The sequence below is a fragment of the Marinobacter sp. M1C genome (genome assembly GCF_023314135.1).
Classification (GTDB): Bacteria; Pseudomonadota; Gammaproteobacteria; order Pseudomonadales; family Oleiphilaceae; genus Marinobacter.
The window spans coordinates 3,861,018-3,872,725 of record NZ_CP092289.1 but is presented as its reverse complement, the minus strand read 5'-3'; the positions used below and the strand labels follow the sequence as shown (position 1 = coordinate 3,872,725).

Annotated in this window: 13 protein-coding genes; 7 read left to right on the top strand and 6 right to left on the bottom strand. The window is 55.5% G+C overall.

Features of this window, described 5'->3' with window-relative positions:
- The first annotated feature begins 77 nt into the window (after positions 1-77).
- The 5 genes from MIH19_RS18230 (at position 78) to hisF (ending at position 3,607) form a co-directional block, all read left to right on the top strand.
- Complete coding sequence (locus MIH19_RS18230; protein ID WP_249006208.1) at positions 78-542, top strand: SRPBCC family protein; 465 nt, start codon at positions 78-80, stop codon at positions 540-542.
- A 138-nt stretch (positions 543-680) separates the two neighbouring features.
- Entirely contained in the window at positions 681-1,274 is a 594-nt protein-coding gene (gene hisB / locus MIH19_RS18225; protein WP_018404056.1) for an imidazoleglycerol-phosphate dehydratase HisB, read from the top strand.
- Positions 1,275-1,319: 45 nt separating this feature from the next.
- Positions 1,320-1,982 carry an imidazole glycerol phosphate synthase subunit HisH gene (hisH, locus tag MIH19_RS18220; RefSeq protein ID WP_249006207.1) on the top strand — a complete coding sequence of 221 codons (663 nt, stop codon included), beginning with the start codon at positions 1,320-1,322 and terminating at the stop codon, positions 1,980-1,982.
- Between the two features lie 64 nt (positions 1,983-2,046).
- Positions 2,047-2,784, top strand: coding sequence for a 1-(5-phosphoribosyl)-5-[(5-phosphoribosylamino)methylideneamino]imidazole-4-carboxamide isomerase (hisA, locus tag MIH19_RS18215; RefSeq protein WP_249006206.1), 738 nt, complete (start codon positions 2,047-2,049; stop codon positions 2,782-2,784).
- A 49-nt stretch (positions 2,785-2,833) separates the two neighbouring features.
- Complete coding sequence (gene hisF, locus MIH19_RS18210) at positions 2,834-3,607, top strand: imidazole glycerol phosphate synthase subunit HisF (protein ID WP_249006205.1); 774 nt, start codon at positions 2,834-2,836, stop codon at positions 3,605-3,607.
- A gap of 12 nt (positions 3,608-3,619) precedes the next feature.
- On the opposite strand, the gene MIH19_RS18205 is transcribed toward hisF, so the two are convergent.
- From MIH19_RS18205 to gpmI, 4 genes are all read right to left on the bottom strand, one after another.
- On the bottom strand, positions 3,620-4,465 hold the full coding sequence (locus MIH19_RS18205) for a divergent polysaccharide deacetylase family protein (RefSeq protein WP_249006204.1): 846 nt from the start codon (positions 4,463-4,465) through the stop codon (positions 3,620-3,622).
- A gap of 36 nt (positions 4,466-4,501) precedes the next feature.
- On the bottom strand, positions 4,502-5,890 hold the full coding sequence (locus tag MIH19_RS18200; protein ID WP_249006203.1) for a S41 family peptidase: 1,389 nt from the start codon (positions 5,888-5,890) through the stop codon (positions 4,502-4,504).
- A 78-nt stretch (positions 5,891-5,968) separates the two neighbouring features.
- A complete protein-coding gene (locus tag MIH19_RS18195) occupies positions 5,969-7,162 on the bottom strand; it encodes a peptidoglycan DD-metalloendopeptidase family protein (protein WP_249006202.1) in 1,194 nt (397 codons plus the stop codon).
- A 20-nt stretch (positions 7,163-7,182) separates the two neighbouring features.
- Positions 7,183-8,730, bottom strand: coding sequence for a 2,3-bisphosphoglycerate-independent phosphoglycerate mutase (gene gpmI, locus MIH19_RS18190; RefSeq protein WP_249006201.1), 1,548 nt, complete (start codon positions 8,728-8,730; stop codon positions 7,183-7,185).
- A 147-nt stretch (positions 8,731-8,877) separates the two neighbouring features.
- Between gpmI and MIH19_RS18185 the strand changes: the two genes are divergently transcribed.
- Positions 8,878-9,294 carry a rhodanese-like domain-containing protein gene (locus MIH19_RS18185; protein ID WP_249006200.1) on the top strand — a complete coding sequence of 139 codons (417 nt, stop codon included), beginning with the start codon at positions 8,878-8,880 and terminating at the stop codon, positions 9,292-9,294.
- 85 nt (positions 9,295-9,379) lie between these two features.
- Entirely contained in the window at positions 9,380-9,886 is a 507-nt protein-coding gene (gene secB, locus MIH19_RS18180) for a protein-export chaperone SecB (RefSeq protein WP_249006199.1), read from the top strand.
- 44 nt (positions 9,887-9,930) lie between these two features.
- On the opposite strand, the gene trmL is transcribed toward secB, so the two are convergent.
- Together trmL and MIH19_RS18170 are read right to left on the bottom strand one after the other, a co-directional pair.
- Positions 9,931-10,395: a tRNA (uridine(34)/cytosine(34)/5-carboxymethylaminomethyluridine(34)-2'-O)-methyltransferase TrmL gene (gene trmL, locus MIH19_RS18175; protein ID WP_249006198.1), complete on the bottom strand. Its 465-nt coding sequence runs from the start codon at positions 10,393-10,395 to the stop codon at positions 9,931-9,933.
- Between the two features lie 31 nt (positions 10,396-10,426).
- Complete coding sequence (locus MIH19_RS18170; RefSeq protein WP_249006197.1) at positions 10,427-11,605, bottom strand: acetyl-CoA C-acetyltransferase; 1,179 nt, start codon at positions 11,603-11,605, stop codon at positions 10,427-10,429.
- Between the last annotated feature and the right edge of the window lie 103 nt (positions 11,606-11,708).

Here is an 11,708-nt window from a genome sequence, read left to right as displayed (position 1 = left end):
TTAGTCTCTAGTAATGAGAACAAGAACCTCTAATAATGAGAACAAGAGCCTCTAATAATGACAACAAGGAGTTGGCAATGGCCATCAACGTATCAATAGAACTCAGCCGCGAGCTGGAAATTGCCGGCAGTTACGATGAAGTGTTTGACCTGCTGGCGGATGTGCGCCGGTCAGTCAGTCACTTTCCAAAAGTGCATAAGTTGACGGACCTGGGCGATAACACCTACCTCTGGGAAATGGAGAAGGTAGGTGTCGACAAGTACTCCATCCAAACGGCGTACGCGTGCCATTATGTGTCTGACCGCGATGCCGGCACCATTCGCTGGGAGCCTGTTGCGGGCCAGGGCAATGGCGTGGTGAACGGGTCTTGGGTTATTACCGCCAAGGGCGATACTATGTCCACTCTGAAGTTTAAAACCAATGCAAAATTGACGCTACCGCTGCCGAGCCTGCTAAAACTGGCCATCAGCCCGATTATCAAGCACGAGTTCAACTCGTTGGTAGACCAGTACATGCGCAATCTGAAGAAAGTGTTTGCATAGCGCAGGGCAATGACTGCGATGAATCCACCGGCAGGACTCCGGTACGAATAAGCGGTATACTTGGCGCAACTATTCATTGGCGTCTTGGATTCTGGAAGTTTTTAAAACCTATTTTAAACAGTAAGTTACGGAGTTCACATGGTCGAACGCAAGGCTCGGGTCGAACGCAATACCCTTGAAACCCAGATCAGTGTTGAAGTAAATCTTGATGGCACCGGTAAAACCAACTTCCAGACCGGTGTGCCATTCTTGGACCACATGATGGACCAGATTGCCCGCCACGGCATGGTAGATCTGGATGTGGTGTGTGATGGTGACCTGCATATCGACGACCACCACACCGTAGAAGATGTGGGTATTACCATGGGCCAGGCGTTCGCTAAAGCAGTGGGCGACAAAAAAGGCATTCGCCGCTACGGCCACGCCTACGTGCCGCTGGACGAAGCTTTGTCGCGGGTAGTGCTGGACCTGTCCGGTCGCCCCGGCCTGCACATGGACGTTCCTTTCACCCGGGCAACCGTGGGTGGCTTTGATGTAGACCTGTTCGCCGAGTTTTTTCAGGGCTTTGTGAACCATGCGCTGATTACCCTGCATATCGACAACCTGAAGGGCAAAAATACCCACCACCAAATTGAAACGGTGTTTAAAGCATTTGGCCGCGCGCTGCGCATGGCCATTGAGCTGGACGACCGTATGGCCGGTATTATGCCCTCCACCAAAGGCACGCTTTGATCCGAGGCGCCCGAGACTGTTTCCAGCTGCTGGACTAATGAATTTATGAAAACCGTTGCCATCATTGATTACGGCATGGGCAACCTGCATTCCGTGAGCAAAGCCGTGGAACACGTAGCCCCGGATGCCCGGGTGCTGGTGACCGATAACGCCGACCTTATTCGCAGCGCAGACCGGGTAATATTCCCCGGTGTGGGCGCCATTCGCGATTGCATGGCGGAAATCCGTCGGCTGGGCGTGGATGAACTGGTGAAAGAAGTCTCCCGCGATCGCCCTTTGCTGGGTGTGTGCGTAGGCATGCAGGCGCTGATGTCCCACAGCGAGGAGAATGGTGGCGTTGACTGCATTGACGTATTCCCCGCCCATGTACGTTTCTTCGGCCACAAACTGACTGAAAACGGCGAGCGTTTAGGCGAACCTGGGAGCAAACGATTAAAAGTGCCGCACATGGGCTGGAACCAGGTCCAGCAGGTGCAAGATCACCCCATGTGGCACAAAATCGCTGACGATGAGCGCTTTTACTTTGTGCACAGTTATTACGCCGAAGCCGAAGGTAACGCCGACATAGCCGGCCGCACCCGTTACGGTGTTGACCTTGCGGCGGCGGTCGCCAAAGGCAATATTTTTGCGGTGCAGTTCCATCCGGAAAAGAGTGCCGATGCAGGTCTGCAACTGTTAAAGAATTTCGTTAACTGGGCCGGAAACTGAGCAGGCTCCAATCTCTACGTAGTCGTCGAGAAATATCTAAAAATATTCAGGAAAACCAAGCTCTATGCTGATTATCCCCGCTATCGATCTGAAAGACGGCAAATGTGTACGCCTGCGCCAGGGCCGGATGGACGATTCCACCGTGTTCGGCGGCGATCCGGTTGATATGGCAACCCGCTGGGTAGAGGCCGGTGCGCGGCGCCTTCATTTAGTAGATTTGAACGGTGCGTTTGCCGGCGAGCCGGTCAACGGTGAAATTGTGAAGGCTATCGCGCGCAAGTATCCGGATTTACCGATTCAGATTGGCGGTGGTATCCGCTCCGCAGAGATTATTGAAACCTACCTGCAGGCCGGTGTGCAGTGGGTGATTATTGGCACCAAAGCGGTGAAAGATCCCGAATTTGTCACCGAAATGTGCAAACGCTTCCCCGGCCACATTATTGTGGGCCTAGACGCCAAAGACGGCCGCGTGGCCACCGACGGCTGGGCCGAAGTATCTGAAATAATGGCCACTGATTTAGCAAAACGCTTTGCCAATGACGGCGTAGATTCCATTGTGTACACCGACATTGCCCGCGACGGTATGATGCAGGGCGTAAACGTAGAGGCCACAGCGGCGCTGGCGAAAGCCTGCGGTATACCGGTGATTGCTTCTGGCGGCGTGACCAATATGGATGACTTGAAACGCCTCGGTGCTGTGGCCGATCAGGGTATTCTGGGCGCCATTACCGGCCGTGCGATTTATGAAGGTACTCTGGATGTGGCCGAAGCTCAGGCTTATTGCGACAGCCTGAGCGCCTGATTTTTTGATCTTCTGACACTGTGACTTTCTGACTGTACGGAGCATTCCCATGGCACTGGCCAAGCGCATTATTCCCTGTCTGGATGTAGACAAGGGCAGGGTAGTGAAAGGCGTGAACTTTGTGGATATCCGCGACGCTGGCGACCCGGTAGAAGTGGCCCGCCGTTACAATGAGCAGGGCGCTGATGAAATTACCTTTCTGGATATTACCGCCAGCCACGAAAGCCGTGACACCACCTATGAAACTGTTGAGCGAATGGCGTCAGAAGTGTTTATTCCCTTAACCGTCGGCGGCGGTGTGCGCACGGTGGAAGACATTCGCAAACTGCTGAACGCCGGTGCCGATAAGGTGGCCATCAATACCGCAGCGGTGTTTGATCCTGAATTTGTAAGAACCGCGGCCGAGCGTTTTGGCAGCCAGTGCATTGTGGTGGCGATTGATGCCAAGCGGGTGAGCGCCGAAGGCGAAGAACCCAGGTGGGAGATTTTTACCCACGGTGGCCGCAAGCCAACCGGTTTTGATGCGGTGGAATGGGCGCAGAAGATGGTGGCGCTGGGTGCCGGCGAATTGCTACTAACCAGTATGGACCGCGATGGTACAAAAATTGGTTTCGATCTGGGCCTTACCCGTGCCGTCAGCGATGCGGTAACGGTGCCGGTGATTGCGTCTGGCGGGGTAGGCGAGTTGCAGCACCTGGCCGATGGCGTAACCATCGGTGGCGCAGATGCGGTGCTGGCGGCGTCGATATTTCACTTCGGCGAGCACACCATTCCAGAGGCAAAAGCGTTCATGAAAGCCCAGGGAATTGAAGTGCGGGATTAGCCCGCTAGGCAATTACAACCGGGCAGCGCTACTGTCCGATTCCGGTTTTCTCGCGTAAGCAGGCACTATGGTCTGCTTTTTTTTGTTTGCAAACATGGCTTTATTACCGTTTCGAATGGCCCAAACGCCGCTGACGGTTGCTATTGCGATGCCCTGCTCATCCAGTAGGGGTAGGTGCTTTTCCAGATAATCTACGGTGATCTTGTGGGGGTGGCCGATGGCGATGGCCGTGCCCTGTTGCCGCGCACGTTGAATCAACAATTTGAATTGCCGGTCAACAAATTCTTCGGTTTGTTCGTGGTCCAGAAACACATCGCGGGTAAAGCTGGGGATGTGGTGGGCACGGGCGACATCACCGGCTATCGAGCTTGCGATCGTGCGGCTATCAACGAAGTACAGCGGGTACTGGCCCAGTTCTGTCATTACCCAATCCATGGGTTGCAGGCGCTGCGTCAGCAAGCTGCCCATGTGGTTATTGACACCCTGAACGTGAGGCACCGACTGCAAGGCCCGCCGCAATGTGCGGGTAAGGTGGGTTTGGTCCATATCTTCAGTCAGTCCGCCTGGTCCCAGGCCGAAATGCTGGGTATTGGCCATGGGCGCGTGCAGCATGATTTCTTTATTCAGGCTGTGTGACAGTTTGGCTAGCTCTACGGTATAGCGGCGGTAGGGCAGAAACGACAGGGTGATGGGCTGTTCCAGGCGCGCCAGGCGCTCCCCTTCAAGCCGGTTGTGGCCCATGTCGTCAATGATGATGGCGATGGTGGGTGGCGGCCCTGCCTGCGCTATGTTGCTGACCATGCCCAGAAGCATGGTTAGCAACATGCGAATCGACGTATTCGATAGCCGCGGTTTCACAAAGTGTCCCTTGGAAAGTGCCTCATGGACAGCAACTTATTCCTGAGCGCTGGACGTGCCGGTGCGGCTGATGATGTTCAGCCCCTTCAGCAGATTGAGCGCTGATCGCAGCTGGTAGTCACGATCCAGAACTGCGTCAGTGGACTCTTTGTTGCTGTCGCTTACATCTTTAGCTTCGTTTTTACGGTTTTCGGCCTCGTTCGTGCCTTCCAGGTGGCCGCTTAAATCAGCTTCAGTAAACATAGGCCGGCTGTCCAGTTCTTTCAGCTCTGCCGGTTTGACTTCGATATCCGGTTTTATGCCGGTGGCCTGAATGGAACGGCCGTTCGGGGTGTAGTAGCGGGCTGTGGTCATTTTTATGGCGTGGGTTTCATCCAGCGGAATCACGGTTTGTACGCTGCCTTTGCCAAACGACTGGGTGCCCATCACCACGGCGCGGCGATGGTCCTGCAAGGCGCCCGCGACGATTTCTGATGCAGACGCGGAACCGCCGTTAATCAGAACCACCATTGGCGTATCGGCCAGTATGTCGCCTTCTGTGGCGCTGAAGCGCAGACGCGAGCTCTGTATGCGGCCTTCGGTATAAACCACCAGGCCTTCGTCTAGCACGGCGTCAACGGTGTCTACCGCTGCCTGCAGCACGCCGCCCGGATTGTTGCGTATATCCAAAATGACACCTTTTAGCGCACCACCGGCGTCTTTTTTCAGGGCCTTCAGAGCGTTGCGGAACTGGCTGCCTGTTTCTGCCTGGAACTGGGTGATGCGAACATAGCCGTAACCGTCATCCAGCATGCGGGATTTCACGCTGGTGACCTTGATGATGGCGCGTTCTACCGGAATGACCAGTGGCCCTGTTTCGCCGTCGCGGATAATCGTCAGTTCCAGAATGCTGCCGGGTTCGCCGCGCATCAGCTCTACCGCGTCTTGCAGAGACATGCCTTTTACCGGTTGCTCACCCAGTTTTATGATCACGTCGGCGGCTTGCACACCTGCCTGTTGTGCCGGTGTGTCGTCTATGGGAGTAATTACCTTAATAAAGCCGTTTTCCATGCTCACTTCGATGCCCAAGCCACCGAAGGCACCGCTGGTGCTTTCTTCCAAGTCTTCATAATCTTTTGGTGCCAGATAGGCGGAATGCGGATCCAGCTCTGACAGCATGCCTTTTATGGCGCTTTCAAGCAGTTGGCTGTCAGTGACTTCCTCCACGTAAGCGTCTTTGATGCGACTGAATACGGCGGTAAATTTACGCAGGTCGTCCAGCGGTAGCTGCTCGCGTTCGGCCGGCATATCAATGCCCACGTGGGGATCGGCTATGGTGCTGGCCGGCGTTTGCTGCGCAAAAGCCCAACCGGAAGCGGCAAAACAGGACGCCATAACGAGGGCGTGCATCGGTAAAGCATGAAGAGTGCGTTGGGCAAGTTTCATTCACTTATCCTGTATTTATTCCGCTAGTTGGCGGGTTGCCGCTAATTCGCCACAGTATGGCGGGAGCGCTGGCGTTTGTCAGCTCTTGCCGGGTTTCGCGGGTTGCCCAGCCAGCCAGCGTGACGGATTATCGGGCTTGCCGTTGTGGCGTATTTCAAAATACAGCGCTGTTTTGTCGGTGCCGCCGGTCTGGCCGGCCTGAGCAATGGCCTCGCCGGCATCTACCCAGTCCCCAGTTGTGGTGTAAAGGCTGCTGGCATGGCCGTATAGGGTCATATAACCATCGCCGTGGTCAATAATGGTTAGTAGTCCAAAGCCACGCAGCCAATTGGCAAATACAACGCGACCGTAATGAATAGCCCGCACTTCTGCGCTTGTGTCGGTGTGCATTAGCAAGCCGTTACGGCGTAGTTTGCCTTCGGCATAGGTTTCGCCAAAGCTGCTAACCACGGTCCCAGCAGCGGGCCAGGGCATTTTTTTACGCAGCTTCGCAAATGATTGGTTGGCATTTGGCGCAGGTATGCTGGCAATGGCCTGTTGCACTTCTTCTAACAATGCCTCCAGACGCTTTTGATCGGCGGCCAATTCGTCGCGCTCACTGCGACGCTGGCCGATGTCTGTGTTCAGGCTTGTCAGAGTCTGTTCGCGCTGCTTGCGGCTTTGCTCCAGTTTTTGCTGGCGTTGCTCTACATCGGCCTCGGTGGCGGCCAGTTTGGTGCGGGTATTCTGCATTTGCGTGCGGGTTTGGTTCAGCTCTGCCAGGCTGGCCTGAAAAGCCTGTACTTGGCCGACTGTGTAATTGCCCAGGTATTCGTAATAGGTGAGGGTGCGGGCAATATTGTTGGGGTCGGTTTCGTTGAGCAGTACTTTCAGGGCGCTGGCGTCGCCTTCCATCCAGGCCTGGCGCAGCAGCTTCTTCAGCTGTTCGCGCTGGCCGTTGAGGATGAGGGTTAACTGCCGTTGCCGGGTTTCCAGTTCTGCCAGCTGTGTTTGCTGGCTGACGGCCTGCTGCTTTAGGTCGCGAGCTTCCCGGGTCAGGTCACTGATGCTGCGTTCCAGGCCGGTCAGCTGTTGTTGCAGTTGCGAGCGGTCTTTTTCCGCTTTGGTCAGCCACTGATTAATGGCGCCAATCTGCTTTTTCAGCTTTTCAACCTGGGCCGGAGTTACCTGTTGAGAAGATGCTTGTTGCGCGGCTACCGGGGCTGCGCCGGCAAACGCCAGCACCAGCAGCAAGGGTAGCAGCACAGGTAAAACCAGTAGCGCGCGCAACATGGCAATCTGCCCGTTTACAGTCAACCGATTTTAGCCAGGCTGTGGCCTGTCATTTCGGTGGGTTGAGCCACGCCCATCAGTGCTAGCAGCGTAGGTGCTACATCGCTCAGGGCGCCACCGTCGTTCAACATTATCTGTTTTGGGCCGGTGTATACCAGGGGCACAGGGCCGGTGGTGTGGGCGGTGTGTACCTGGCCGGAGATCGGGTCTTGCATCTGCTCGCAGTTGCCATGATCAGCGGTTATCAGGCTTTCGCCACCCACTTCCGCAAGCGCTTCTACGACGCGCTTTACGCAGGCGTCCAGGCATTCGGCCGCTTTGATGGCGGCGTCCAGCTTGCCCGTGTGGCCAACCATGTCGCCGTTAGCGTAGTTGCAGATCACCAGATCGTATTTGCCGCTTTTAATGGCTTCAACCAGTTTGTCTGTCACTTCCGGGGCGCTCATCTCCGGCTTCAGGTCATAGGTGGCAACGTCTGGAGATGGCACCAGAATGCGGTCTTCTCCGGCAAATGGCTCTTCGCGGCCGCCGTTGAAAAAGAAAGTAACGTGGGCGTATTTCTCAGTTTCTGAAATCCTCAGCTGGGTTTTGCCAGCGTTGGCCAGGTATTCGCCCAAGCTATTCACCAGCTGCGTCGGCGGATAGGCGCAGCTGGCTTTTATGTCGGCGGCGTATTCGGTAAGCATTACAAAGTCAGCCAGCTGGGGCACTTTTTTGCGTTTGAAACCGTCAAAGTCAACGTCTACAAAAGTGCGCGTCAGCTCGCGGGCACGGTCTGCGCGAAAGTTCATAAACAACACTGCGTCGCCGTCGTTAATGGTGGCGGGGCTATCACCTTCGGCCTGAATGCGGGTTGGCTTTACAAATTCGTCATTTTCATCGCGTTCGTAAGCCTGCTCCAGAGCGGTTACCGCGTCTTCGCAAGCGTATTCAGCTTCGCCCAAAGCCATTACATTGTAGGCGGCTTCTACGCGGTTCCAGCGGTTGTCGCGGTCCATGGCGAAGTAGCGTCCGGTAACGCTGGCAATACGTGCAACACCAAGTGCAGAAAGCGTGGCGGCCGCCTTTTCCAGAGACGTTTTGGCGCTGCGCGGGGGCATGTCGCGGCCATCCAGAATGGCGTGTAGGTAAACGGCTTTAGCGCCGCGGGCTGCAGCCAATTCTGCGGCGGCAAGAATGTGGCTTTCATGGCTGTGCACGCCGCCTGGCGACAGTAGGCCAATCAGGTGAACGGCTTTACCTTGGCTCACAGCGGCGTCAATGGCTTTGCACAGGGCCGGGTTTTTCTGGAAACCACCGTCTTTCAGATCTTTGTCGATGCGGGTCAGGTTCTGGTATACCACGCGACCGGCGCCAAGATTCATGTGACCTACTTCGGAATTGCCCATTTGTCCGCTGGGCAAGCCGACAAACATTCCGGAAGTGTTAATCAGCGTTTTCGGGTTGTTTTGCCACAAACTATCCCAGAACGGTGTATTGGCGTTGCTGATGGCGTTGTCTTCGGCCGGGTCGCGGTGGCCCCAGCCGTCAAGAATGATGAGTGCTGTTGGCGTGCGAGTCGCTGTCATGACGTGCTCCGGTTATTGGTAGATGTTGTCGAGACGAGTGGGACTCAAGATTCTAACTGCTTTCATTTGCCCATGCTACGCTGGTTACCTTCTGCGCAGGGCTGCGGGTGTGTATAATCTTGCCAAATTATTTTGCAGGGTGTTTTCATGGATCGCTTGTTTGAATTTGTTGTTAACCATTACATTCTGGTGTCGGCATTCGTTGCCTTGCTGCTGGCGCTGCTGGCCCTGGAAACCCGCCGCGGTGGTGCCAAAATTTCCGCCCAAGGCGCTGTGAACCTTATTAACCGGGACGAAGCGGTGGTGGTGGACATCCGTGAGCGCAAAGAATTCAACGAAGGGCGCATCACGGGCTCGATGAATATTCCATTGAGCGCTCTGAAAAGCCGCAGCAGTGAGCTGTCCAAGCATAAAGAAAAGCAGCTGATTGTGGTCGACAAGATGGGGCAGCATTCTGCTATGGCGGTCAAACAGCTTAATACTGACGGTTTTGCCAATGTGGTGCGCCTGAGCGGCGGAATTGCCGACTGGAAAGCCAGCAATTTGCCGCTGGTAAAGAAATAACGAAGGGTTGTGTTGCCGCCCAGCGCCGCAGCACGTCGCTTAATTCACGGGCAACCTGGCCCAGATTGATAATAAAGGACTGAACATGGCTGAGAATTCGCAAGCTGCAGCAGGCAATGAAAACCAGAACCAACCACAATTCGCCATGCAGCGCATTTACGTAAAAGATCTTTCTTTTGAATCCCCCAACGCTCCGACGGTGTTTCAGGAGCAGTGGAAGCCGCAGGTCAATCTTGATCTGAACACAGGGCATTCCAAAGTCAGCGATAATCAGTACGAAGTTGTGCTGTCGTTGACGGTAACGGCAAAAATCGAAGAGAAAGTCGCCTACATTGTTGAAATTCAGCAGGCCGGCGTTTTTCTGGTAAACGGCGTGGAGCCTCAGCAACTGGGCCACATGTTGGGTGCCTACTGCCCGACTATTCTGTTCCCTTACGCCCGCGAAGCCATTGACAACCTGGTAAGCCGTGGCAGCTTTCCGGCACTGATGCTGGCGCCGGTTAACTTCGACGCGATTTATGCCCAGGCGCTTCAGCGCAAGCAAGAAGAAGCGACGGCTGCAGAAGCCACCAGCGAGCCCAAAACTCACTGACTTTCTGAGCGGGCAAGAAAAACCCGGCTTACGAGCCGGGTTTTTTATTCAGAACCGAAAAATGCGAGCTGTCGCCAAGCTTCATAAACCACCAGAGCGGCGGTATTCGAGAGGTTCAGGCTGCGGCTGTGAGCGCACATGGGCACTCTCAGGCGGTGGCCATCCGGCAGGGCATCGCGAACCGGTCCGGGCAAGCCGCGGGTTTCCGGCCCGAACATCAGATAGTCACCGTCTTGGTAATTGACCTCATGATAGTAGTGGCTGCCTTTGGTGGTTAGCCCGAACAGCCGTTTCGGCTGTTCGGATTGTAAAAACGCCGGGTAACTTTCGTGCACTTTTACACTGGCGTATTCACTGTAATCCAGCCCGGCCCGCCGCATCTGTTTGTCTTCCAGAGTAAACCCCAGTGGTTCAATCAGGTGCAGCTTACAACCGGTGTTGGCGCAGAGCCGGATAATATTCCCGGTATTCGGGGGAATCTCCGGCTCGTACAGCACGACATTCAGCATATTAAATTAGCGTTCCGTTTAACATGTAGAGCTATCGCTCAACCGCCAGCGCCACACCCATGCCGCCGCCAATGCACAGTGTCGCCAAGCCTTTTTTGGCATCTTGACGCACCATTTCGTGCAGCAGGCTGACCAGGATACGGCAGCCGGAGGCGCCGATCGGGTGGCCCATCGCAATAGCGCCGCCGTTTACGTTAACCTTGGCTAGGTCCCAGCCCATATCGCGGTTGACCGAAATAGCCTGGGCCGCGAAGGCTTCGTTGGCTTCAATCAGGTCCAGATCGCTAACATCCCAGCCCGCTAGTTTCAGGCAGCGTTTGCTCGCAGGAATCGGGCCGGTGCCCATAATAGTGGGGTCTACACCAGCACTGGACTGGGCTTTTATGGTGGCGAGTACGGTTAAGCCCAGTTCTTTGGCCTTTTCAGCGCTGCACACCATAACGGCGGCTGCGCCATCGTTGATGGTTGAGGAGTTAGCGGCGGTGACTGTGCCGTCTTTTTTGAACGCAGGGCGCAGTTTGGACAGGCCTTCGACGGTGGTGCCATCGCGCGGGCCTTCGTCTTTAGCGACAATAATAGGGTCGCCTTTACGCTGGGGAATCGAAACCGGCACGATTTCGCCGTCAAAGCGACCGGCCTTTTGCGCTGCTACGGCTTTTTGTTGAGACGCCGCTGCGAATTGATCTTGCTCTTCACGGCTGATGCCGTATTTCTCAACGATATTCTCGGTGGTTATACCCATGTGATAGTCGTTGAATGCGTCCCACAGACCGTCATTAACCATGGTATCTACCAACGCCCAGTTACCCATGCGCTGGCCATTGCGGCTGTTTGGGAGAACGTGCGGCGCCTGGCTCATGCTTTCCTGGCCACCGGCAATGACGATTTCTGCGTCGCCGTTGCGGATAGACTGTACTGCCATGTGCACGGCCTTCAGGCCGGAACCGCAAACCTTATTGATGGTCATAGCCGGCACAGTCGCCGGCAGCCCGGCGTTAATAGCTGCCTGGCGCGCTGGGTTCTGGCCGCAACCCGCGGTGAGTACCTGGCCCATAACAACTTCGCTGACCTGGTCACCGGCAATGCCGGTTTCTTCCATCAGCGCTTTAATGACAGCCGATCCAAGCTGGTCAGCGCGCAGGGTTGATAACCCCCCACCAAAACTGCCGACCGCCGTCCGCTTGGCGGCAACAATGACAACATCACGCATGAGTATTCTCCATTTTTAGCATGCGGGCGACAGATTTGCCGCGCCTGGGTGAAACTGCCCACAGTGTAGTCCTTTGACTGGCGAGCACCAACTGCTTAGTGCG

Excerpts from the sequence above, each read along its gene's own strand:
- trmL (WP_249006198.1), bottom strand. The coding sequence starts at position 10,395 with ATGCTGAATGTCGTGCTGTACGAGCCGGAGATTCCCCCGAATACCGGG.
- MIH19_RS18170 (WP_249006197.1), bottom strand. The coding sequence starts at position 11,605 with ATGCGTGATGTTGTCATTGTTGCCGCCAAGCGGACGGCGGTCGGCAGT.
- MIH19_RS18200 (WP_249006203.1), bottom strand. The coding sequence starts at position 5,890 with ATGAAACTTGCCCAACGCACTCTTCATGCTTTACCGATGCACGCCCTC.
- secB (WP_249006199.1), top strand. The coding sequence starts at position 9,380 with ATGGCTGAGAATTCGCAAGCTGCAGCAGGCAATGAAAACCAGAACCAA.
- MIH19_RS18230 (WP_249006208.1), top strand. The coding sequence starts at position 78 with ATGGCCATCAACGTATCAATAGAACTCAGCCGCGAGCTGGAAATTGCC.
- hisH (WP_249006207.1), top strand. The coding sequence starts at position 1,320 with ATGAAAACCGTTGCCATCATTGATTACGGCATGGGCAACCTGCATTCC.
- MIH19_RS18185 (WP_249006200.1), top strand. The coding sequence starts at position 8,878 with ATGGATCGCTTGTTTGAATTTGTTGTTAACCATTACATTCTGGTGTCG.
- hisF (WP_249006205.1), top strand. The coding sequence starts at position 2,834 with ATGGCACTGGCCAAGCGCATTATTCCCTGTCTGGATGTAGACAAGGGC.
- gpmI (WP_249006201.1), bottom strand. The coding sequence starts at position 8,730 with ATGACAGCGACTCGCACGCCAACAGCACTCATCATTCTTGACGGCTGG.
- hisB (WP_018404056.1), top strand. The coding sequence starts at position 681 with ATGGTCGAACGCAAGGCTCGGGTCGAACGCAATACCCTTGAAACCCAG.
- MIH19_RS18195 (WP_249006202.1), bottom strand. The coding sequence starts at position 7,162 with ATGTTGCGCGCGCTACTGGTTTTACCTGTGCTGCTACCCTTGCTGCTG.
- hisA (WP_249006206.1), top strand. The coding sequence starts at position 2,047 with ATGCTGATTATCCCCGCTATCGATCTGAAAGACGGCAAATGTGTACGC.